The organism is Neisseria sp. (assembly GCF_030523955.1).
Taxonomy (GTDB): domain Bacteria; phylum Pseudomonadota; class Gammaproteobacteria; order Burkholderiales; family Neisseriaceae; genus Neisseria.
This window is the reverse complement of sequence record NZ_JAUNHL010000049.1, coordinates 1-21,573: the sequence shown is the minus strand read 5'-3', so window position 1 is coordinate 21,573 and position 21,573 is coordinate 1. Positions and strand designations below refer to the sequence as shown.

Here is a 21,573-nt window from a genome sequence, read left to right as displayed (position 1 = left end):
AGCCTGGTTAGCGCATCTGCTTTGGGAGCAGAGGGTCGTGAGTTCGAATCCCACCGCCCCGACCACCCGAAAAGCCCGATAAAATGGCACGAAAGAGCCGGGCAAGGTAAAGCGCCCGTAGCTCAACCGGATAGAGCACCGGCCTTCTAAGCCGGGGGTTACAGGTTCGATTCCTGTCGGGCGTGCCAAAAATTGCCGAATATTATGTTTCAGTTTTCATGTGGTGGCTGTAGCTCAGTTGGTAGAGCCCCGGATTGTGATTCCGGTTGTCGTGGGTTCGAGCCCCATTAGCCACCCCATTATTCAAAACCCGCTTCAGTTTGAAGCGGGTTTTTACATTGCCGCCAAAGTGTATGCCTGTCTGAATTGTGTCCGCCGTAGTGCTTCGGTATGATGGGCATCATTGTAAAACCGCATAAGCACACTATATGGTGTGTATGTCATTCTTTTCAGAAAGAAGTTTTATTATGCAAGATTGGTCATTGCCTGATTTCGAACAAAAAATCTGCCCGCCCGAAGAACTGGCAGAAAAAATCGCCGCACTGCCGCGGCCTTTGGTGTTTACCAACGGCTGTTTCGATATTCTGCACCGCGGTCATGTAACTTATCTGGCGCAGGCGCGTTCGGCGGGTGCTTCCATGGTGCTGGCGCTCAACACCGATGCATCGGTGAGGAGGCAAGGGAAGGGCAGTGACCGACCGATTAATACCTTGGCCAATCGTGCCGCCGTGGTGGCGGCGTTGGGTTGTGTGGATTTGGTGACTTGGTTTGACGAAGATACGCCGGCCGGTTTGATTGAGGCGGTAAAGCCCGATATTTTGATTAAAGGCGGGGATTGGCCGGTTGAAAAAATAGTTGGTTCGGCAGAAACGCTGGCACGTGGCGGCCAAGTGTTTTCGATTCCGTTTCTGCATCAGACCTCGACCACGCAAACGCTGGCTAAAATCCGTGCGGCAGAAAAACAGGGGTCATGATGCATCCGATGCATTGGAAGCTGTTGGCACGTTTGGCGGACGGTGAAGCGCATCATGTGCGCACACTCAGTCCGTATGTCGGCGTAAAGCCGCAACAGCTCAACGGCTTGTGGCAGCAGATGCCGACGCATGTGCGCGGCTTACTGCGCCAGAACGACGGTTATTGGCGTTTGGTGCGGCCGTTGGCGGTGTTTGATGAAACCGGCTTGCAGCAGCTGGCGGTCGGTTTTGATGCGCGCTTGGTGCACGAATGCACGTCCAGTAACGATTTGTTGCTGGCGGATGCGCGTAGCGAAAATGCGGCGGTGCACCGCCGTTTGTATGTTGCGCACAGCCAGAGCAAAGGCCGGGGCCGTCAAGGCAAAAGCTGGCAGAGCCGCTTGGGCGAATGTTTGATGTTCAGCTTGGGCTGGACTTTCGATAAGACGCAGGCCGAATTGGGGCCGCTGGCGCTGGTGTGCGCATTGGCTTGCCAACGTGCTTTGCAACAGCAAGGGCTGGCCGCGCAAATCAAATGGCCGAACGATTTGGTGGTCGGTGGTGACAAACTCGGCGGTATTTTGATTGAAACCGTGCGCAGCGGTGGGCGGACCCATGCCGTTATCGGTATCGGCATCAATTATGTGTTGCCTAAACAAGTGGAACAAGCAACATCGGTGCAGGCTGCTTTTCAGACAGGCATAGCTCCTTCGGCGGCAACCGTATTGCAATCGGTATTGCAACAGTTGGCGCAACTGCTGCCGCAGTTTGCCGAATCGGGTTTTGCACCGTTATTGGCAGAATATCAAGCGGTACACCGTGATCAAGGGCGCTCGGTTTCTTTGTTTAAAGACGGTAAAGTGCAATTTGAAGGACGGGCTGTCGGTGTGACCGCGCAAGGTGCATTGAAGCTGCAAACCGCTGACGGCGAACGTGAAGTGGTGAATGGTGAAGTCAGTTTGCGGCCGAAAGAGAAGCTTCAAACAACGGTGGCGGAAGCGAAAACACGTTATTTGCTGCTGGACGGCGGAAATAGCCAGCTGAAATGGGTGTGGGTGGAAAACGGCGTGCTCGGACCAGTGGAGCGTGCACCTTACCGCGAACTTGCGCCCTTGGGAGAGGCGTGGCGGCAACATGGTTCAGCTGCAGACAGTATCATCGGCTGTGCCGTGTGCGGTGAAGCCAAAAAAGCACTGGTGGCGGCCCAATTGCCGAAAGAAATCGTTTGGCTACCTTCAATGCCGCAAGGCTTGGGCGTACGCAACCATTACCGTAATCCGGCGGAGCACGGAGCCGACCGTTGGTTTAATGCCTTGGGCAGCCGGCGTTTTACCCAAAACGCTTGTGTGGTCGTAAGCTGTGGTACGGCAGTTACTGTCGATGCGTTGACGCATGACGATCATTATCTGGGCGGCACCATCATGCCCGGTTTTCATTTGATGAAAGAGGCGATGGCCTTGAAAACCGCCAACCTTAACCGTCCCATCGGCAAGGTTTATGCTTTCCCGACCACCACCTCTAACGCGCTGGCCAGCGGTATGATGGATGCGGTGTGCGGTTCGATTTTGCTGATGCATAGCCGCTTGCAGGAAAAAACGGGCGAAGGGCAGCCGGTGGATGTGGTGTTGACCGGCGGCGGTGCGGCCAAAGTGGCGCTTAACCTGCCGCAATCGTTTATTTTAGACAATACAGTTAAAATCGTAGATAATCTCGTACTTTATGGTTTGTTGAACTGGGTAGAGCAAGCATGAAATGGCTGTTCGCCATTCTGGTGGCATTAAATATAGTGGTGTTCGGCATCACCATGGTGATTCTGCTGGACGATAAGCGGGGGGGTGATCCGGTGCAAGCGTCGGCGGCGCCGGTCAGCGCGCCGGTGCACGAGCTAGTAACGCCGACAACTGCGCTCGCTCCGGCAGCTTCAGCGGCTTCCGCTGCTTCGTTGGATTGGTTGAAAACCGGCAGCCGTACCGGTGTTGCCGAACCGAAAATCGATGAAAATGTAATACCGAATGTGCCGACGCCGGAACAGTTGCTCGCAAAAGAAAAAGAGCGCTTGGAACGAGAGAAGAAGCTGCAGGCGGAAAAGTTGAAGAAAGAACGCGAGGCGCAGGCGAAAAAGAATGAGGCCAGTGCCAGCGATTATGTACCGGCCCAGTCCAATCAGACTGCCTGTACCCGTTCCGCCAGCGTAACCCTGCCGGAAGACGATTACCACCGCATCAAAGGCTTATTGGCACAATGGCCGCACGCAGCCAGCCGTACGGTCGAGCGCCGTGAGGGCGAGGCGAAGAAAACGGTGAAATACAATGTATGGACGCCGATTCAGGTGGATGCACAAGCGCAGTTGGACGACTTGAGTGCCAAAGGTTTCAGCGGCGCTCTGAGCGGCGGCGGTATTGTGGTCGGCACTTATAACGACCGTGCTGCGGCGCAGGCGATGCTGGGCAAATTGCAGGCTGCTGGGTTTAGCGCACAGTTGCGCGAGCAGTCGTCGGGCGGCAGCGAAGCACTCAGCGTCGCGAAAATGCGGGTGGTGTTCGGCAGCGTGGATGAGAGCGGTTTGCAATCGATTCAGAAAATCGTTGCCCCTTACGGTAAATTGCAACGTGGTAACTGCCGCTAACGAAGTATGGGTTTCTTTATAAAAAATGCCTGTCTGAAAACTTTTCAGACAGGCATTGTTATTGGATTTTCAGGAAAAATAAGATTTCCCGTTATCAATCATTTATTGCGGACGGCAAGCGATTTGGTAGTTGACGTCGGTATTGTCGTCCAAGCGGTAGATTTTGGTCAGCGGATTGTAGGTCATCCCTTTGCTGTCGATTACATCCAGGCCAGCTTGGCGGCACATGCGGGCGAGTTCGGCGGGGGTGATGAATTTCTGCCAATCGTGGGTGCCGCGCGGTACCAAACCCAGCAGGTATTCGGCGCCGACAATGGCGTGGGCATAGGATTTGGGATTGCGGTTTATGGTGGAGAAAAATACCATGCCGTCGGGCTTCACCAGTTCGGCGCAGGCTCGGATGATGGCGGCGGGGTCGGGTACGTGTTCCAGCAGTTCCATGCAGGTAACCACATCGAAGGCGTGCGGCATTTCTTCGGCCAGCTCTTCCACTCGGATGTGGCGGTAGCTGATGTTGCCGACATTTTCTTCCAAGGCGTGCAGTTTGGCGATTTTCAGGGATTTTTCCGCCATATCGATGCCGGTAACTGCGTCGGCACCGAGCTTGGCCATGCTCTCGGAAAGAATGCCGCCGCCACAGCCGACGTCCAATACGGTTTTGCCGGCCAAACCGGCGTGGCCGTCGATATAGCCCAAGCGCAGCGGGTTGATGTCGTGCAAGGGTTTGAATTCGCTGGTTTTGTCCCACCATTTGTGGGCAAGGCGGCTGAATTTGTCGATTTCGGCGGCGTCTACGTTGGCGCTATCGTGTGTTTCGGTATTCATGATGATCTCGTGGGTTTTTGAACGGTAGATAAGGTATTTTATCTCAAAATACCGGTTTACTCTGATTATGCCTGTCTGAAAAATGTTTTCAGACAGGCATTCGAATGAAAGAAGCGGTTAGATACGTCGCTGTAAAGCGAAAACCACGCCTTTGCTGCGCGGGCGGTTGCCTTGCCATAAGGTTTGCCAGCCGTCTGCGGGAGCGTCTTTTTCATGGATTTTTACCAAGCGGTAGCGACAGCTGCTGCTTTGGCTGTCGGCTAACAGCCGCACGCCGCTGTATTGCGCCCAAGCCAGGCGGGCCTCATGCTCTTGGGCGGCAATGGCTATGCAGGCGCTGCCATTGGTGACTTCGGCAGGCGCGGCGGCGAGCATTTGTTGTACCACCGGCTTATAGCTTTTGGCGGCATCCAGCCAGGGTAGGAATAAGGTCATCATCAATGCCCACACCAAGGTGGCGCCGGCTGCCCAGTTGGTCACCGCCTGACGGCCTCGGATGCGCTTGCGGGTAATCGCAAACAGCCAAACGGGGGTGAACAACAGGGCAACTGTCATGGGTATCGGATCGATATCGCTGACATAATACGGGCTGAAATAGGCGGCACGTTCGGCCAGTTTGGCTGGCCAGCCGAAGTTCATCGCGAAGAACCCCAGCCACAAAAAGGCAGCGGCCAAGCCGAAAGTCATGATGCCGAACCAGTTGAGGAAGGCGCCGGCTCCGCGACGCAGGTTATCGAGTTTGGCGGCGCCCAGCAGAGCCAGCGGCGGCAGTATCCACACCAAATTATCTTGATGGGTTTGCGGATTAGCGGCCAGCAGCAAACCGGTTTCCACCAGCCATGCCGCCGCCAACGGCACCCAAGCTTCTTTTGCCGGCTCGCAACGGCTGAGCGTCCACAGGGCCAGCGGCCAAGCGGGAAAGGCAAACCACAACAGGTTTTTCAGATAATAGCCGGCACTAAAGCCGAGCTGGAAATCGGCTGTTCCGCCGAAGCTGCCGAAGGCGTGATGCAGCCGCCAGATTTCGAAGACTTCGGGGTCGGAGCGGAAAAGCGCCATCGGGTAGATCAGCATCAGCGGCAGAGCGACCACCAAGGCTCCAAGCAGGGAAATATAATAGCGCTTGGTTTGCCATAGCGGGCTTGCCAACAAGGAAATGGCTGTCAGCAGCAGGGCAAGCGGCAGCAGATAGCCGGCCGACCAAGCCAGCATCGCCCAACCCAAGCCTAAAACCAATGAGGCCATGATTACCCGCCGGCGTGCCAGCGAAAAGCCGTATAGCACCAGGCTGAGTGAGGCAAATTGAACCGACATGCCGTCAAGCAGATGGCCGGCGGCCATCAAGCCGGCCGAGCCGATGAGAATCAGCACCACACTGCGCCCTTGATGGCGGCCCAGCAGGTTGAAACCGGCGGCACCGCAGGCGGTTAGGCCGATGGCGGTGAATAATACGCTGGCAAAGCGGGCGGCCGAGAAGGAATCGGCGATGTGCGGTGAAAGCAGTTGGCGGAAGGCGCCGGCTACCCAGAAATAAACGGGCGAAACGGTAAGCAGCGGCTCGCCCAATACGGTGGGGATCCAAGTTTTACCGCCGTTGAGCATTTCGTCGACGGCGGCGCTGATGGCCGGCTCGCTATGCCATAAACCATGTGAAAACACGCCCGGCCACAACCAGGCGAATACCAATAACAGCAACAGCCAAGGCTTTTCGTAAGTCGGTGCCAGCGGCCGGCGGTCGGGCGGTAAATAAGTCAGCATGGGTTTTCAGACAGGCATTGGTGAAGCTGTTTAGTTTAGCAGGATTGGGCGGTGGGATAAACTGTGGGACGCTCAAGCGGTGGGCGAAGTGCGGTGTATGGTTGGGAATGTGCGTAAAAAAAGACCGCATAAGCGGTCTTTTCGTTTGCAAAGTCCAATACAAATTAACGTTTGAACATATTGCCGTATTTTTGGTTGAATTTGTCCACACGGCCGGCGGTATCGACGATTTTTTGTTTGCCAGTGTAGAACGGATGGCATTCGGAGCAAACCTCGATATTGAAGGCTTCTTTGGCCATGGCGGATTTGGTAACGAACTGGTTGCCGCAAGAGCAGGTAACCGTTACGTCGTGGTAATCGGGATGGATACCTTGTTTCATGATCATTTCCTTTTGGTTAGCGGGCATAGGGGTTGTGCCTATGCTTCGGGTTAAGCGAAGAATTATAACAGGATTTTTGTTCCCAAACAAGAACAAGCTTAAGCCGTTTCCGCTTGGTCGTCGGGCGCAGAGGACGGCTGATTTTCGCCGTTCCACGGTGCCACCCAGAACAGTAATAACATGCCGGGTACGCCGAGAATGAAACACAGCCAGAAAAACGGTACGTAACCCAGCCATTCGATTAAATAACCGGTGGTGGCGTTGATAAAGGTGCGTGGTACGGCGGAGAGGCTGGTAAAGAGCGCGAGTTGGGTGGCGGTGAAGGCGGGATTGGTTTCGCGCGCCATATAAGCCACGAATGCGGCGGTGCCCAGCCCGACGCCGACGGCTTCGGCGGCAATCACGCCGGCCAGCATCCAGCGTTCGGCGGCACCGATAGCCGGAAAGGGGCCGGCAGCGGCCAGCCAGGCGAAGCCTAGAATGGTAACGAGTTGTACCAAGCCGAACAACCAAAGCGCTTTGTTGATGCCCAGCTTCAGCATCCAGATGCCGCCGATGATGCCGAAAATCACGGCGGGCCACAAACCGGCGTTTTTGGCGATTAGGCCGATATCGGATTTGCTGTAGCCCATATCCAGGTAAAACGGGGTGGCCAAGGCGGTGGCCATGCTGTCACCGAGTTTGTAAAAGAAAATGAAGGCCAGCACCATCAATGCCTGCCGAACGCCTTTTCGGCCGAAGAATTCGTTGAACGGTTCGACCACGGTTTGGCGCAGGGTTTTGGGGGCGGCATCGGGCAGCTTGGGCTCGTAGGCCAGAAACAGGGTCATAAACAGGCCGGGCAGCATGAATAGTGCGGTGATGATGAAGACTTGGTTCCACGGCATAATGTCGGCCAGAATCAAGGAAAGGGAGCCGGGTATCAGCGAGGCGATTCGGTAGGCGTTTACATGAATGGCGTTACCCAGGCCCAGCTCGTTATCGGGCAGGATTTCGCGGCGGAAGGCATCGAGTACGATGTCTTGGCTGGCGGAGAAGAAGGCGACCACCAGCGACAAACCCATGATCACGGGCATATGCTGGCCGGGATTGAGGAAGGCATATGCGGCCAAGGCCAGCAGCAAGCCGATTTGGGTGACCAGCATCCAGCCGCGCCGGCGGCCGAGAAACGGCAGGCGTACGGCGTCCATCAAGGGCGACCAGATGAATTTCCAAGTAAACGGCAGGCCGATCAGGGCAAAGAGGCCGATGGTTTTCAAATCGATCTGTTCGCTGCGCAGCCAGGCGGGAACGAGGTTGATCAGAAAATAGAGCGGCAGGCCGGAGGTAAAGCCGGTAAAAATACAAATCAGCATCCGGCGGGTGAAAATCTGTTGCCAGATGCTGGGGGAAGTGGTTTGCATAACAGCGTCCTGTAAGGTACCGTTGGCGTGCTTCGCAAAGAGCGGGCGGTACTGAAATGCCTGTCTGAAAACATCAGGCCGGGGTAAACAAAGGCCTGTATTGTATATCAATATCTGTTTGTGCAGTCTTTTTTCAGACAGGCATACGCTGCCGATGGAACCGAGGGGCATGACAGTGTATTGTTACTGCGGCTGCCTTGCCCTACAATAGCCTCTTTTTTGTTCAACCTACATTCGGGAGCAATCATGTTGCAAACCAATCAATATTTCGATGGCGCGGTGGTTTCCATTGTGCTGCAAACCGAAAACCTGCCGGCCACCGTCGGCGTGATGCAGCCGGGTAGTTATGAATTCGGCACCAGCGAGTTTGAAACAATGAAGGTGATCAGCGGTGAGTTGACGGTTAAACTGCCGGGCAGCGAGGAATGGCAGACGTTTGCCGAGGGCGAAACGTTTACGGTGGCGGCCAATCAGAAATTCCAAGCGAAAGTGGGCGTGGATACCGCTTATTTCTGCACTTACGGCGAACCGGAGGCTTAAGTTCCGGTTGTCGGGAACACAATGCCTGTCTGAAAATGTTTTCAGACAGGCATTGTTTTAACGGTATGGGGTTTGTCGGGTTACAACTGGCGGTCTGAGACCTTTGCAAAATTCTTTTCGATACCTGAAAACACGTGCGTCATACTCGGGCTTGACCCGAGTATCTGCTTTTTCTTTCAATACAAAAAGATGCTCGGGTCAAGTCCGAGCATGACGAGACATCAATCAATTCGGGATTAAAAAGTATTTTGCAAAGGTCTCAGCCTGTCTGAAAAAAAGTTTTCAGACAGGCTTCATTGGTGTTTTACTCGCTATCATCGGACTCCTGTGCGGCTTGCCGATCGATTGCAGAAGCGGCGGCCAAACCCAAATGGGCGCTTTCTTGTGCTTGCTCCGTCAAGGTTTTGTCCAACTGTTTGCTGGCTTTCACGCCCAACTGCCGCAGTTTTTGTGCGCGGGTGACCAAGTTGCCGCGGCCTTCGGAAAGTTGTTTGAAGGCGGCCTGGTATTGGCTTTGCGCCTGTTCGAGGTTTTTGCCGACGCTCTCGAAGGTTTGGATGAAACCGACGAATTTGTCATACAGTTTGCCGCCTTCTTCGGCGATGGTGAGCGCGTTTTGGTTTTGCTGTTCGTTGCGCCAGATGTTGGCGACGGTGCGCAAGGTTGCCAGCAGGGTGCTGGGGCCGACCAGCATGATGCGTTTGTCGAAGCATTCTTGAAACAGGCTGTGGTCGTGTTGCAATGCCAGCAGGTAGGCCGGCTCGACCGGAATAAACATGAAGACGAAATCCAGCGTGTTTACACCGTCAAGCTCGCTGTATTGCTTGAGCGACAGGCTTCTGATGTGGCTGCGCACGCTGGCGGTGTGGGCGGCCAGTTCGCGCTCGGCCTCTTCGGGCGTTTGCGCCTGGGTGTAGCGGATATAGGCGGTGAGCGAGACTTTGCTGTCGATGATGATTTGTTTGTGGTCGGGCAGGTTGACCAATACGTCGGGTTGTAAACGGCGGATGCTGCCGTCTTCCTCCTGCCGCGAGGCGGCGGCTTGTACGATATATTCGCGACCTTTCACCAAGCCGGAATTTTCCAATACGGTTTCCAAAATCATTTCGCCCCAATTGCCTTGGCTTTTGTTGCGGGTACCGGCTAAGGCGTCGGTAAGCGCTTTGGCGTCCGTGTGCAATTGTGTATTGAGGGCTTGCAGGCGTTTGAGCTCGTTCTCCAGCGTGAGCCGCTCTTTAGCTTCTTTTTCGTAGGTGTTTTGCACAAGCTCGCTGAATTTGCCCATACGCTCGTTGAGCGGACTGAGCAGGCGATTGATGCTTTCTTGATTGTGTTCGGTAAAACGCTTGCTTTTTTCTTCCAGAATGTTGTTGGCGAGGTTTTGGAATTGGTCGGCCAGGCTCTGGCGCACTTCGGTCAGTTGCGCCAGTTTTTCGGCATGGGCGCGTTGTTCTTCGTTTAGCCGGGTCTGCAGGCGCTCGTTGTGTACTTGCAGTGCAGTTTGTTGTTGTTGCAGGGCTTGGTAGTCTTCTTTCAGACAGGCATATTCGTTTTCGCGGCTTTGGAAATGGAGAATCTGCTGTTCGGCGGCGCTGAAACGGCTGTGCAGCTGTTGGGCCTCTTGTTGCAGCTCGGTTAGCCGGTTGCGGCTTTGCGCCAATTCTTCACGCAGCAGCGGCAGTTGGCGGTTGGTGGTTTCGGAGATGGTGAGCTGTTGCAGTGCGGCTTGGTGTTCGCGTTGGGCTTCGGCCAGGCTCTGTTGCAGGCTGTCGCGTTCGCGGCGTTGGCGGTTGTGCAGTATCAGCCAAGTGAGAAAAGCGGCGGCCAGTGCGGCCAGAAGAGCAGTGAGCAGCAGGGTGAGGGTGGTGTCGTTCATGGTGGATCAGGCTTAATGGTGGGTATTTGGTGATGAGGGTTTTTGGCGTTTTTTCTGTTTTTTGCTTTTGCTGCCGTAATGACGGAACGGAGCGTGCGGTTTGGGCGCTATCGGCTGGATATGGCGGGCACGTACCGATCGGATGTGTACCAGCATGAAAATCAGTAAGGCAGCGGCCAGTAGCAAGTTAAAAATCAGATAAAACAGCCGGAAGCTTTCGTCTGCCGCCGTCGATGCATTTTGCCGCCAGCCGCAATCGGCATCAAACAGGCAGCCGTAAGCATCGTATAAATTCCAGAAGAATACGGCGGCTGCGAAAATAAATGCGGGGGTAAACAGTTTTTTCAACATATTATTTTCCTGTCGTCATGCTTGGTGCGCATGGCTTGCGATATGCCTGTCTGAAAATATAAACGGCGACCGATCGGTATGCTTGCGGTATCATACGCTAATTTGGGTAAAGATAGGGATAGACTATGACAGGGTTCTGGCAGGCGGTGGTGTTTGCCGTCGAGGTTTTGCTACCCAGTGTTTTGATGATGTTGCTGGGTTGGTTTTTGGGCAGAACCCGGCAGATAGACCAACAGTTTAGTGCGCAGGCCTCCAAGCTGGTGTTTAACTACGGGCTGCCGCTGCTGCTGTTTACCAATCTGTACGGCAACGATATCCAATACCAGCAGCAGGCGGTGCTGTTGACGGCAGGCATTGTGTCTACGCTGATTCTGTTTCTCGGCGCGGAACTTTACGCTATGCGCTTTGTGCCGGATATCCGCGATAAAGGCGTTTTTGTGCAGGGCGTATTCCGCAGCAATATGGGCATTATGGGCTTGGCTTTCGTGCAGAATGCCTACGGTAATGCAGGCTTGGCCGCCGGTGCGGTGTATCTTGGGGTGGTTACCATTTTCTTTAATATTCTGGCGGTCATTACGCTGAGCCGTTCGGCTACCGCCACGATGGGGCAGAAATTAAAAACCGTCGGTAAAAAAATCCTCACCAATCCGCTGATTGTGGCGATTGTATTGGCTTTGACGCTGCAACAGCTAAAGGTGGAGGTGCCGGAAGTGCTGTTGGCTACCGCCGGCCATATCGGCCATATTTCGCTGCCGCTGGCGTTGATTTGCGCCGGTGCTACTTTTAATGTGCGCGGTATCCGTTTCTCGGATTTGGCTCTGCACGCCAGCATCGGCCGCTTGGTGGTGGCTCCGGTGGTGGCGATATTGACCGGCCTGACCTTCGGCCTGACCGGCATCCCGTTGGGCGTTATCTTTCTGATGACCGCTACGCCGGTTGCCGCCGCCAGCTATGTAATGGCGCGTGCGATGGGTGGCAATGAAGTGATGGCGGCCAATATTATCGGCATTACGACGCTGGGCGCACTTTTGCCGGCGGCCGCAGGAATTGTATTGTTGCGCAGCTTGGGCTGGATGTGATATCTGCGTAAACAGAAAAAGCTGCCGGGCGAAAAAGCCGGCAGCTTTTGAATTTTTCGGATGTAGGCAAAACAGCTGCAATACGGTTTCAGACAGGCATACCGTCGCCCGAAGCCTCCGGCACTTGTTCTTGATATCGGGTAAACCACGTGCCGACCACTTCGTTGACTTCCTCGATGCCTTGCTTTTTCAGGCTGGAAAACAGCTGTACCGAAACCTCTTGACGTTCCATAAACGGTTTTAACGATTTTTTGACAGAAGACAAGGTTTTAATCTGGTCGTTCTTGGATAATTTATCGGCTTTCGAAAGCAAAATATGTACCGGCCGGCCGGTTTGGGCGAAAAAGTCCAGCATCCTGATGTCCAACGGTTTAAGCGGATGACGGCAATCCATAATCAGAATCAGGCCGATTAACTGGCGGCGGGTTTGCAGATAATCGCCCAGCAATTCCACCCAATGGCGGCGCACCGCTTCGGGTACTTCCGCGTAACCGTAGCCGGGCAAATCAACCATAAATTCGCCGTTGGCCAGCTCGAAGAAATTAATATGCTGGGTGCGCCCCGGCGTTTTCGAAACATAGGCTAAGCGCACATGATTGCATAGCGTGTTGATGGCGCTGGATTTGCCCGCATTGCTTCGTCCGACAAAAGCGATTTCGGCACCGGTATCGGGCAAATCTTTCAAATGATTGACGGTAGTGAAAAATTTGGCGTTTTGAAATAAGTTCATGGCTATGGAAAAATACTGTAAATTTAGTATAGAATAGCATGTTTAAAGAACGACCGGTTCGGTCAGCCGCAAATAAAAGCGGTGATGAATACAAATTTTAAAGGGTATTGCGGCTTGCAATGCTGTCCTTCAGGAGCACTTCATGAAACGTATGACTTTGTTGACGCTGTCCGTATTGGCAGCCGGTGTGGTCGGCGCTGCCCAACCGAAAGCGGATGTTGCCAAAGGCAAAGAAATCGCCAATAACCTCTGCGCATCCTGTCATAATATTGACGGTAACAGCGGTATTGCATCCTATCCCCGCTTGGCCGCACAACTCCCCAACTACATCGAACGCCAGGTACACGACATCAAAGACGGCAAACGTGCTTGGGGTCAAGCCGCCGCCATGCGTGTTTCTGCCGGTATCAGCACGCTGACACCCGAGCAAATCCGTGACGTATCCGCTTATTTCGCCTCGCAAGCGCCGAAACCGGGCGAAACCAATCCTAAGGAAAATCCGGAATTGGGCGCGAAAATCTATCGCGGCGGCATTGCCGAGAAGAAAATCCCCGCTTGTATGTCTTGCCACGGCCCCAACGGCGCGGGCATGCCCGGCGGCGGTACCGCTATTTTGGCCTTCCCGCGCTTGGGCGGCCAGCACAAAGGTTACATCGTTGAACAAATGAAAGCCTTCCAAAGCGGCCAGCGTGAAAACAGCATCATGGCCGATATCGCCAAGCGCATGACCGAAGAGGAAATGAATGCGGTCGGCAACTTTATCCAAGGCTTACATTGATAGCGGATTGGCGCTCATTCGTCGCAAAATCAACCGCCCGCGCGTTTAACGTGCAGGCGGTTTGTTTTTTATAGTAGAATCTGTTTTTTCATTTTGCCTGTTGTGGTGTTTTTCAGACAGGCATTTCGTTTGTTTTGAAGCGTGATATTTGATGCCGGCGGGGGATTTTTAAGATATCCGTAAGCTTGGCTCTGTAAAAGATCATCATCAAATGCCCGGTTGCGAGCGGGCGGAAAATATTTTTGTACCTATGACGACAAATACGAAAAAAACACCGTTGATACGCCGCCACGGATTTGCCTTTTTCAGTTCGATGCGCTTTGCCGTTTCGCTGTTGTGCGTACTCGGCATTGCTTCGGTTGTCGGCACGGTATTACAGCAAAACCGCCCGATGGCGGACTATGTGGTGAAATTCGGCCCGTTTTGGTCGGAAATCTACCGTTTTCTCGGCCTTTATGATGTTTATGCCTCGGCTTGGTTTGTGCTGATTATGTTGTTTCTGGTGATCAGCACCGGATTGTGTTTGTGGCGCAACATCCCGCCTTTTATGCGTGAGATGAAGTCTTTCCGCCTCAAGGCCAGCGCACAATCGCTTGCGGCCATGCGCCATAGTACCGTGATGGAAAATGCGCCGCCGCCGGAGGTGGCCGAGCGTTATCTGGCGGTGCAGGGGTATACCAGTAAGCGTGTGGAACGTGAGGACGGCTCTTTGCTGATTGCGGCCAAAAAAGGGTCGATGAACAAATGGGGTTATATTTTCGCCCACTTGGCGATAATCGTGATTTGCTTGGGCGGACTGATAGACAGCAATCTGCTGCTTAAGATCGGCATGCTCACCGGCAAGATCGTGCCTGATGCCACGTCGATGTTTGCGAAGGATTTCAAACCCGAAAGCACGCTGAGCGCGAATAATCTTTCTTTTCGCGGTGATGTAAATATCATTGAGGGGCAAACGGTAGACGTGGTTTTTTTGAATGCAGACAAAGGCATGCTGGTACAGGATTTGCCGTTTCAGGTTAAGCTGAAAAAATTCCATATTGATTTTTATAACAACGGTATGCCGCGCGATTTCGCCAGCGATGTGGCGGTGACCGATAAGAAAACCGGTAAAGTCATCGAAGAAACCATACGGGTTAACCACCCGCTGACGGTGGACGGCATTACCATTTATCAGGCCAGTTTTGCCGACGGCGGATCCGGGTTGAAATTCAAAGCGTGGGATTTGGCTAATCCGAGCGATCAACCTGCAATGCTTGATGCTAAATCGATGGCGGCTTTCCCGCTGAATATGGGCAAACAGAAATACCAGTTGGAGTTCGACCAGTTTTCCGCATTAAATGTGGAAGACATGGGCGCACCGGCCGAAGAGAAAAAGAAGGGTTTTGCTGAAACACTGAATGATGTGCGGGCGGTAAAACTGCCTAAGCAGTTTACCAATATCGGCCCCTCGATTGTGTTCCGTCTGCGTGATGAAGCCGGTCAGGCAATGGAATTTAAAAACTATATGTTGCCGATTAAGCAGGAGCAGGATTATTTTTATATCACCGGCGCGCGCGCCGGCCTGGATCAGCAATATCGCTGGTTACGGATTCCGGTGGATGAAAAAGGCAGTATCCAAAGTTTTATGCAACTGCGGTCGCTGCTGAACAACCCTGAAGAGCGTGCGGCGGCAGTGGCGCTGGCATTGGCGGGTACGCCCGAAGAGGTGCGTCCTAATTTCGGCAAGGCGGTGGAAAACAGTCTGCTGGCGTTTGCGCAAGGCGGCTTCCCGGCAATTGATGAGTTCATTGGCAAAGCTTCGCCGCCGGAAGATCATCAGAAAATGAAAGAGTATTTTTATCAGATTATTTTCGGGGCGGTGAATGCGGTGTTGGAGCAGGGCATGAAAACCGGCAAGATTGAAAAATGGGCACCCAGCGAGGCGCGTAGCCGTTTTATTGCCAACAGCTTGGAGGCTTATTCGGGTTTGAAAGTATTCCCGTCGCCGGTATTGTTGCAGCTTGACGGCTATCAAGAGGTGAAGTCTTCCGGCTTGCAGATGACCAAATCGCCAGGCGCGGGCTTGGTGTATTTCGGCTCGCTGTTGTTGGTATTGGGCACGGTATTTATGTTTTATGTGCGTGAAAAACGCGCATGGTTGCTGTATGACCCGCAGGGCGGGGTGCGGTTTGCGATGTCGGCCAGCCGCAGCGAGCGTGATGTGCAAAAGGAGTTTCCGCAGCACCGGCAGCATTTGGCACAATTGGCAAAGGATTTGAACGATGAATGATGCAGGCAATCAGGCAGCAAGGCTGCCGCAGCATGAATTATTGCAAGAGCGCTCGTTTTGGCGCGGCTTGAAGGCGGCCGACTGGCTGTTTGCGTTGGTGATAGCAGCGGTGGCGGTGGCGGTGCAATTGATGTTGCCGCACCGGATGGACAATTACGAAGTGGCGATATTGTGGGGCAGCGCGGCGATGGCCATCGGCTTGGGTTGGTTTTTCAAACCTTTGCGCTGGTTTATCCCACTGAGCATTGCCTTGGCTTATCTCTCGACGCTGCTTTATGCCGGTGATTATGATAACAACACCAAGTTTTTGCTGAAATATTTCTTAAGCAGCCAGTCGGCGATTATGTGGCAGTGCGCGTTTGTGTTTTTTGCGCTGTTTTGCTATATCGCCGGTGCGGTGGCGGCGGCCAAACAGCAGCAAACCACCAATACGCTATTGGGCATGGGCACGGCTTTTGCCTGGGTATCGGCATTGGCGGGCTTCACCGGCCTGTTGGTGCGCTGGCACGAAAGCTATCTGCTGCGCCCCGATGCCGGCCATATTCCGGTATCCAACCTTTATGAGGTATTCATCCTGTTTATGGTGATTACCGCCGTGATGTATCTTTATTATGAGGGCAAGTTTGCGCTGCAACGCGCCGGTGCGTTTGTGTTCAGCTTTATGGCGGTGCTGGTGGGTTTTGTTTTGTGGTATGTGGTGGCACGCGAGGCGCAGCAGATTCTGCCGCTGATTCCTGCGCTGCAATCGTGGTGGATGAAAATCCATGTGCCGGCTAACTTTATCGGCTACGGCGCTTTTTGTATGGCGGCGATGCTGGGTGTGGCTGAATTGCTGGTGTTGCGCAAAAACGGTGTGCGCTGGCTGCCGGATGCGCAAACCATTGAAGAGGCGATGTACAAAGCGATTGCGGTGGGTTTTCTGTTTTTCACCATTGCTACCATTCTGGGCGCGCTGTGGGCAGCCGATGCCTGGGGCCGCTACTGGAGTTGGGATCCGAAAGAAACTTGGGCGTTTATTGTGTGGCTGAATTATGCGGTATGGCTGCATTTGCGGTTGGTCGCCGGCTGGCGCGGCAAGGTGCTGGCGTGGTGGGCGATTATCGGCTTGTTTATCACGGCGTTTGCTTTTTTGGGCGTGAATATGTTTTTAAGCGGCCTGCATTCTTACGGTACGCTATAAAATATAAATGCCTGTCTGAAAACATGCGTTTGGTGAAAATCCGCCTGATGCTTTCAGACAGGCATTTTTTTGCTTAAAGCCGGTCAAACTGTTACACTATCGTCATTCTTAATTACACAAGGCCTACACGTTCATGAAAGACGGAGAGCAGAAACGCTTGAATTCCCGCCTTTGTGTATGCCCGCCATTCGGCAGCCTGATGTTTGCAGGCTGCTTTTTGTCGTTTTAAACAAGGACAGTCAACATCATGGATCTCAGTTGGTTAGCCGAACCGCAAACGTGGATAGGCTTTGCAACACTGTTGGTTCTCGAGGTCGTACTCGGCATCGATAATTTGGTTTTCGTGGCTATTTTGGCCAATAAAGTAAAACCCGCGCTGCGGGATAGGGCGCGCATCACCGGTTTGGCGCTGGCGGTGGCCATACGCGTTGTGATGTTGGGCTTTATGGCGCACATCATCACGCTTACCCAGCCGCTCTTTACCCTCGGCAGTTTTCCCATATCGGGCAAAGACATCATCATGTTTGCCGGCGGCCTGTTTCTGCTTTACAAGGCGACCACCGAATTGCACGAGCGCTTGGAAGGGCATAATCATTTCGCTGTTGCCGATACGCAGAAAACCCATGTACCGTTTTGGGCGGTAGTGATGCAGATTTTGGTGTTGGACGCCGTTTTCTCGATTGATTCGGTGATTACCGCTGTCGCGATGGTGGATCACATCGTGGTGGCGATGGCTGCCGTGGTGGTGGCGATGACCGTGATGATCGTCGCCAGCAAACCCTTAACCGAGTTTGTTGATAAACGCCCCACTGTGGTGATGCTGTGTTTGGGCTTTTTGCTGATGATCGGTTTCAGCCTGATTGCCGAAGGCTTCCATTACCACATCCCGAAAGGCTATCTATACGCCGCCATCGGTTTTTCCATTCTTATTGAAGTGTTTAATCAAATTTCGCAGAAAAATACCCGCAAAAACGCCTACATCGGCAGTACTTGGCGCCAGCGCACTGCCGAAAATGTTTTGGGCATGATGGGCATACGCGAAAGTATTCTGGCGACCGACGGCGACAAAGCCAATGATAATAAGCATTTCGAAGAAAACGAAAAATCGATGATACGCAGCGTGCTCACGCTGGCCGAGCGCCCGATTATGGGCGTGATGATTCCGCGCCGCGACATCGAGCGGCTCGATATTTCGCAAAGCAAGGAAGAGCAACGCAGCAAATTGCAGGAAACACCGTATTCCCGTCTGTTGGTGGTCGGCAAGGCGGGGGTGGACGAACCTTTGGGCTATATCAATAAAAAAGACTTGTTGGTGCAGCTTTTGGAAGAAGGCGAAATGAACGTGCAAACCGCTTTGCGCCAGCCGCTGATTCTTCCCGACAGCACCACCGCGCTCAATGCGATTGAGTTGTTCCGCAAAAGCAGTGCCGATTATGCGCTGGTGGTGGACGAATTCGGCGCAGTGCTCGGCATGGTGACCATGAAAGATTTGCTGGAAACCATTGCCGGTGAGTTCCCCGAAGAGTTTGAACGCGAGGAAGAGCAGAGCGTACTGGCTGATGAGAACGACGATACGCTAACGGTAGACGGCGCGCTTGAATATGTAGAGCTTGCCCCGCAACTGAACCTGCCGCCGCAAGACGAAGATACCGATTATCATACCGTCGCCGGTTTGATTATGGAGGAATTGCAAAGTATTCCGGAAGTGGGAGAGTACATAGATTTCCACGGCTGGCGTTTTGAGGTAGTGGAAAAAGAAGGGCAGCGGATTGAGCGGGTGAAAATCAGCAAGTTGCCGGAAGAATAAAACGATGGAGCCGGACAATGCCTGTCTGAAAGTTTTCAGACAGGCATTTTGCCGAAGCTTAAGCGGCAAATAGCGGAAGCCGTTTTCGCCATATATCAAAAATTAACCGAATCCACTATAATAGCCAAACTTCTTAAGGGAGTAGCCATTCGGAGATAAGCTCCGAAACCGTTGTCAACATAATTGCCCAAGGGCATGGCAGCGGTATCTTAGGATGATATGGGAAGCAGCCGAACCATCGGTTTCTCCTAAAATATATTAAGACAGGCAAGACTTAAGACATATCTTTGCTGCGCTGCGGGCGTGCGGAAGATGTGTCTTTTTTTATTGCCCGCACACCAACCACGAGTAATTGAATATGGAAGCTTTTTTTTCGTCAACATTGGCGGTGGCCATTGCCGAAATCGGTGATAAAACCCAACTGCTGGCCTTGTTTTTGGCTGCACGGTTTGCGCAGAAAAACGCGATTATCGCCGGGATTTTCGTTGCCACCTTACTAAACCATTTCGTGTCCGCCATCTTGGGCGTTTGGATCGCCCAATGGATATCGCCCGAAATGATGAAGTGGATAGTCGGCATCAGCTTTATTGCCGTCGGCCTGTGGCTGCTGCTGCCGGATAAAGACGGCGGAGAAGACAGCAAATGGCTGCGCTACGGCGCGTTCGGTGCCACATTGATGCTGTTTTTCTTGGCGGAAATCGGCGATAAAACCCAAATCGCCACCGTCTTGCTGGCCGCCAAATATCAGGAGATGTTTTGGGTACTGACCGGCAGTACGCTGGGCCTGATGCTGGCCAATGTGCCGGTGGTGTATCTGGGCGAGAAGCTCATGCGCAGAATCCCCGCCCGCGCAGTACGTATCGCAGCTTGTGTTTTGTTCTGCATCATGGGCGCTCTCACCTTGATGGGCGCAGGCATCTCCTTATAAACCTGCCGCCTGCCCATGCCTGTCTGAAAAACTTATCTTTCAGACAGGCATGGGCAAAGCATATCCAGCCAAGTAAAAAAATTGATATAATCAATTTTCTATTATTTATTCTGATGATAAAGACCGCCCTATGAGCCACACGCCCTTACTGGACACAATCAAGCTGCCTTGCGATTTGCGTTTGCTGAACAAAACCGAATTGCCGCAGCTTTCGGCCGAGTTGCGCGATTTTTTGCTGGAGAGCGTGAGCAAAACCGGCGGTCATTTCGCCAGCAATCTCGGTGCGGTGGAATTAACGGTGGCGCTGCATTATGTTTATCACACACCCGAAGACCATCTGGTGTGGGATGTCGGCCACCAGAGCTACCCGCATAAAATCCTCACCGGCCGCCGCGATCGTATGGGCAGCATGCGCCAATACGGCGGGTTGGCGGGTTTTCCCAAGCGCAGCGAGAGCGAGTACGACGATTTCGGCGTCGGCCATTCTTCCACCTCGATCGGCGCTGCACTCGGTATGGCCGTGGCCGACAAACTGGCCGGCCGCAGCAGCCGCAGCGTAGCGGTTATCGGCGACGGCGCGATGACCGCCGGCCAAGCTTTCGAAGCGCTCAACAATGCCGGCGATATGGATATCGACCTTTTGGTGGTGCTCAACGACAATGAAATGTCGATTTCGCCCAATGTCGGCGCGTTTCCCAAATATCTGGCCAGCAACGTGGTGCGCGATATGCACGGCGTGTTGAGCACCATCAAAAACCAAACCAGCAAAGTATTCGATAAACTGCCCGGCGCGATGGAAATCGCCCAGAAGGTCGAGCACAAAATCAAGTCGATTGCCAACGAAGGCAACCACATCAAACAATCGCTCTCGCTGTTTGAAAATTTCGGTTTCGAATATACCGGCCCGGTAGACGGCCACAATGTCGAGCAACTGGTCGACGTATTGTCGGAACTGCGCGGCAAAAAAGGCCCCCAGCTGTTGCATGTGATTACCAAAAAAGGCAACGGCTACAAACTGGCCGAGAGCGATCCGGTAAAATACCATGCCATCGGCAAAGCCACTCCCGCACCGGATGCCGGCAAACCCGCCGCTCCGGCCAAGCCCACCTATACCCAGGTTTTCGGCCAATGGCTGGTAGATCAAGCCGCCGCCGATGAACGCTTGGTTGCCATCACGCCCGCCATGCGAGAAGGCAGCGGCTTGGTGGAATTCGAGCAAAAATTTCCTGAGCGCTATTTTGATGTCGGCATCGCCGAGCAGCACGCCGTTACCTTCGCCGCCGGATTGGCCTGTCAGGGCGCCAAACCGGTAGTGGCGATTTATTCCACTTTCCTGCAACGTGCGTATGACCAGTTGGTGCACGACGTGGCGTTACAGAATTTGCCGGTGATGTTTGCCGTAGATCGTGCCGGCATCGTCGGTGCCGATGGCCCCACTCATGCCGGGGTATACGATTTAAGCTTCTTGCGCTGCATTCCGAATGTGGTGATTGCCGCGCCCAGCGACGAAGCCGAATGCCGCCTGTTGCTGTCGACCTGTTATGCTTTGGACGTACCCAGCGCGGTGCGCTATCCGCGCGGTTCGGGCTGCGGCGCCGCTGTGCCGCAAAATTTGGCCACCGTACCGGTCGGCAAAGGCGTGTTGCGCCGCAGTGGCAAACAAACCGCCATTCTCGCCTTCGGCAGCATGGTCGCTCCCGCCTTGGCAGCCGCCGAAAACTTGGATGCAACGGTGGCCGATATGCGTTTTGTCAAACCGCTGGATGAGGCGTTGATTTTGCAATTGGCCGATGAGCACGATTATTTGGTATGCGCCGAAGAAAACGCAGAGCAAGGCGGTGCCGGCAGCGCCGTGCTGGAAGTACTGGCCAAACACAAAATCTGCAAACCGGTGTTGCTGGCTGCTATCGAAGATACCGTTACCGGTCACGGCGACCCCGCCCGCCTGCTGGACGAGCTGGGTTTGAGCGCCGCCGCTTTGCAGCGGCAGATTGAAGATTGGCTAGGATCTGTCGACAATTAACGCAACGGCGGTGTTTTTGGTCTTGAATTGACAATCTAAGTGCAACAAATGCGAAGAGGTGCCCATA

Annotated in this window: 18 protein-coding genes and 2 tRNA genes; 13 read left to right on the top strand and 7 right to left on the bottom strand. The window is 53.7% G+C overall.

Going from position 1 to position 21,573, the window contains the following annotated elements:
* The first annotated feature begins 111 nt into the window (after positions 1-111).
* From Q4C79_RS10200 to Q4C79_RS10180, 5 genes are all read left to right on the top strand, one after another.
* Positions 112-188: transfer RNA gene (locus Q4C79_RS10200), tRNA-Arg, on the top strand.
* A gap of 35 nt (positions 189-223) precedes the next feature.
* Positions 224-299: transfer RNA gene (locus Q4C79_RS10195), tRNA-His, on the top strand.
* 165 nt (positions 300-464) lie between these two features.
* On the top strand, positions 465-974 hold the full coding sequence (locus Q4C79_RS10190; protein ID WP_303090912.1) for an adenylyltransferase/cytidyltransferase family protein: 510 nt from the start codon (positions 465-467) through the stop codon (positions 972-974).
* On the top strand, positions 971-2,704 hold the full coding sequence (locus tag Q4C79_RS10185) for a bifunctional biotin--[acetyl-CoA-carboxylase] ligase/type III pantothenate kinase (protein WP_303090911.1): 1,734 nt from the start codon (positions 971-973) through the stop codon (positions 2,702-2,704). The genes Q4C79_RS10190 and Q4C79_RS10185 overlap by 4 nt, the downstream gene beginning before the upstream one ends.
* A complete protein-coding gene (locus Q4C79_RS10180; protein ID WP_303090910.1) occupies positions 2,701-3,579 on the top strand; it encodes a hypothetical protein in 879 nt (292 codons plus the stop codon). Before Q4C79_RS10185 ends, Q4C79_RS10180 begins: the two co-directional genes overlap by 4 nt.
* Positions 3,580-3,681: 102 nt before the next feature.
* On the opposite strand, the gene ubiG is transcribed toward Q4C79_RS10180, so the two are convergent.
* The 4 genes from ubiG to Q4C79_RS10160 form a co-directional block, all read right to left on the bottom strand.
* Entirely contained in the window at positions 3,682-4,404 is a 723-nt protein-coding gene (gene ubiG, locus Q4C79_RS10175; RefSeq protein ID WP_303090909.1) for a bifunctional 2-polyprenyl-6-hydroxyphenol methylase/3-demethylubiquinol 3-O-methyltransferase UbiG, read from the bottom strand.
* A 117-nt stretch (positions 4,405-4,521) separates the two neighbouring features.
* Positions 4,522-6,162, bottom strand: coding sequence for a glycosyltransferase family 39 protein (locus Q4C79_RS10170; RefSeq protein ID WP_303090908.1), 1,641 nt, complete (start codon positions 6,160-6,162; stop codon positions 4,522-4,524).
* Positions 6,163-6,326: 164 nt separating this feature from the next.
* Positions 6,327-6,542, bottom strand: coding sequence for a 50S ribosomal protein L31 (gene rpmE, locus Q4C79_RS10165; protein WP_303090907.1), 216 nt, complete (start codon positions 6,540-6,542; stop codon positions 6,327-6,329).
* A gap of 98 nt (positions 6,543-6,640) precedes the next feature.
* Entirely contained in the window at positions 6,641-7,945 is a 1,305-nt protein-coding gene (locus Q4C79_RS10160; protein ID WP_303090906.1) for an AmpG family muropeptide MFS transporter, read from the bottom strand.
* Between the two features lie 246 nt (positions 7,946-8,191).
* Between Q4C79_RS10160 and Q4C79_RS10155 the strand changes: the two genes are divergently transcribed.
* Entirely contained in the window at positions 8,192-8,485 is a 294-nt protein-coding gene (locus Q4C79_RS10155; RefSeq protein ID WP_303090905.1) for a pyrimidine/purine nucleoside phosphorylase, read from the top strand.
* 304 nt (positions 8,486-8,789) lie between these two features.
* On the opposite strand, the gene rmuC is transcribed toward Q4C79_RS10155, so the two are convergent.
* Both rmuC and Q4C79_RS10145 read right to left on the bottom strand, forming a co-directional pair.
* Positions 8,790-10,361, bottom strand: coding sequence for a DNA recombination protein RmuC (gene rmuC / locus Q4C79_RS10150; RefSeq protein ID WP_303090904.1), 1,572 nt, complete (start codon positions 10,359-10,361; stop codon positions 8,790-8,792).
* A 12-nt stretch (positions 10,362-10,373) separates the two neighbouring features.
* Positions 10,374-10,712, bottom strand: coding sequence for a hypothetical protein (locus Q4C79_RS10145; RefSeq protein WP_303090903.1), 339 nt, complete (start codon positions 10,710-10,712; stop codon positions 10,374-10,376).
* A 125-nt stretch (positions 10,713-10,837) separates the two neighbouring features.
* On the opposite strand from Q4C79_RS10145, the gene Q4C79_RS10140 reads away from it, so the two are divergent.
* Positions 10,838-11,791 carry an AEC family transporter gene (locus tag Q4C79_RS10140; RefSeq protein ID WP_303090902.1) on the top strand — a complete coding sequence of 318 codons (954 nt, stop codon included), beginning with the start codon at positions 10,838-10,840 and terminating at the stop codon, positions 11,789-11,791.
* A gap of 88 nt (positions 11,792-11,879) precedes the next feature.
* Here Q4C79_RS10140 and yihA read toward each other — a convergent pair whose 3' ends face one another.
* On the bottom strand, positions 11,880-12,521 hold the full coding sequence (yihA, locus tag Q4C79_RS10135; RefSeq protein WP_303090901.1) for a ribosome biogenesis GTP-binding protein YihA/YsxC: 642 nt from the start codon (positions 12,519-12,521) through the stop codon (positions 11,880-11,882).
* A 142-nt stretch (positions 12,522-12,663) separates the two neighbouring features.
* Here yihA and Q4C79_RS10130 point away from each other — a divergent pair, with 142 nt between their 5' ends.
* From Q4C79_RS10130 to dxs, 6 genes are all read left to right on the top strand, one after another.
* Entirely contained in the window at positions 12,664-13,299 is a 636-nt protein-coding gene (locus tag Q4C79_RS10130; RefSeq protein ID WP_303090900.1) for a cytochrome c, read from the top strand.
* Between the two features lie 250 nt (positions 13,300-13,549).
* A complete protein-coding gene (locus tag Q4C79_RS10125; protein ID WP_303090899.1) occupies positions 13,550-15,568 on the top strand; it encodes a cytochrome c biogenesis protein ResB in 2,019 nt (672 codons plus the stop codon).
* Positions 15,561-16,748 (top strand): c-type cytochrome biogenesis protein CcsB, encoded by a 1,188-nt coding sequence (ccsB, locus tag Q4C79_RS10120; protein WP_303090898.1) that lies wholly within the window; start codon positions 15,561-15,563, stop codon positions 16,746-16,748. The genes Q4C79_RS10125 and ccsB overlap by 8 nt, the downstream gene beginning before the upstream one ends.
* A 247-nt stretch (positions 16,749-16,995) precedes the next feature.
* Entirely contained in the window at positions 16,996-18,555 is a 1,560-nt protein-coding gene (locus Q4C79_RS10115) for a TerC family protein (protein ID WP_303090897.1), read from the top strand.
* Between the two features lie 358 nt (positions 18,556-18,913).
* A complete protein-coding gene (locus Q4C79_RS10110) occupies positions 18,914-19,483 on the top strand; it encodes a TMEM165/GDT1 family protein (RefSeq protein WP_303090896.1) in 570 nt (189 codons plus the stop codon).
* Between the two features lie 130 nt (positions 19,484-19,613).
* Positions 19,614-21,506 carry a 1-deoxy-D-xylulose-5-phosphate synthase gene (gene dxs / locus Q4C79_RS10105; protein WP_303090895.1) on the top strand — a complete coding sequence of 631 codons (1,893 nt, stop codon included), beginning with the start codon at positions 19,614-19,616 and terminating at the stop codon, positions 21,504-21,506.
* Positions 21,507-21,573: the final 67 nt, after the last annotated feature.

Excerpts from the sequence above, each read along its gene's own strand:
- ccsB (WP_303090898.1), top strand. The coding sequence starts at position 15,561 with ATGAATGATGCAGGCAATCAGGCAGCAAGGCTGCCGCAGCATGAATTA.
- dxs (WP_303090895.1), top strand. The coding sequence starts at position 19,614 with ATGAGCCACACGCCCTTACTGGACACAATCAAGCTGCCTTGCGATTTG.
- Q4C79_RS10130 (WP_303090900.1), top strand. The coding sequence starts at position 12,664 with ATGAAACGTATGACTTTGTTGACGCTGTCCGTATTGGCAGCCGGTGTG.
- Q4C79_RS10155 (WP_303090905.1), top strand. The coding sequence starts at position 8,192 with ATGTTGCAAACCAATCAATATTTCGATGGCGCGGTGGTTTCCATTGTG.
- Q4C79_RS10180 (WP_303090910.1), top strand. The coding sequence starts at position 2,701 with ATGAAATGGCTGTTCGCCATTCTGGTGGCATTAAATATAGTGGTGTTC.
- Q4C79_RS10170 (WP_303090908.1), bottom strand. The coding sequence starts at position 6,162 with ATGCTGACTTATTTACCGCCCGACCGCCGGCCGCTGGCACCGACTTAC.
- ubiG (WP_303090909.1), bottom strand. The coding sequence starts at position 4,404 with ATGAATACCGAAACACACGATAGCGCCAACGTAGACGCCGCCGAAATC.
- Q4C79_RS10115 (WP_303090897.1), top strand. The coding sequence starts at position 16,996 with ATGGATCTCAGTTGGTTAGCCGAACCGCAAACGTGGATAGGCTTTGCA.
- Q4C79_RS10125 (WP_303090899.1), top strand. The coding sequence starts at position 13,550 with ATGACGACAAATACGAAAAAAACACCGTTGATACGCCGCCACGGATTT.
- Q4C79_RS10110 (WP_303090896.1), top strand. The coding sequence starts at position 18,914 with ATGGAAGCTTTTTTTTCGTCAACATTGGCGGTGGCCATTGCCGAAATC.
- rmuC (WP_303090904.1), bottom strand. The coding sequence starts at position 10,361 with ATGAACGACACCACCCTCACCCTGCTGCTCACTGCTCTTCTGGCCGCA.
- Q4C79_RS10185 (WP_303090911.1), top strand. The coding sequence starts at position 971 with ATGATGCATCCGATGCATTGGAAGCTGTTGGCACGTTTGGCGGACGGT.
- Q4C79_RS10160 (WP_303090906.1), bottom strand. The coding sequence starts at position 7,945 with ATGCAAACCACTTCCCCCAGCATCTGGCAACAGATTTTCACCCGCCGG.
- Q4C79_RS10145 (WP_303090903.1), bottom strand. The coding sequence starts at position 10,712 with ATGTTGAAAAAACTGTTTACCCCCGCATTTATTTTCGCAGCCGCCGTA.
- Q4C79_RS10140 (WP_303090902.1), top strand. The coding sequence starts at position 10,838 with ATGACAGGGTTCTGGCAGGCGGTGGTGTTTGCCGTCGAGGTTTTGCTA.
- yihA (WP_303090901.1), bottom strand. The coding sequence starts at position 12,521 with ATGAACTTATTTCAAAACGCCAAATTTTTCACTACCGTCAATCATTTG.
- rpmE (WP_303090907.1), bottom strand. The coding sequence starts at position 6,542 with ATGAAACAAGGTATCCATCCCGATTACCACGACGTAACGGTTACCTGC.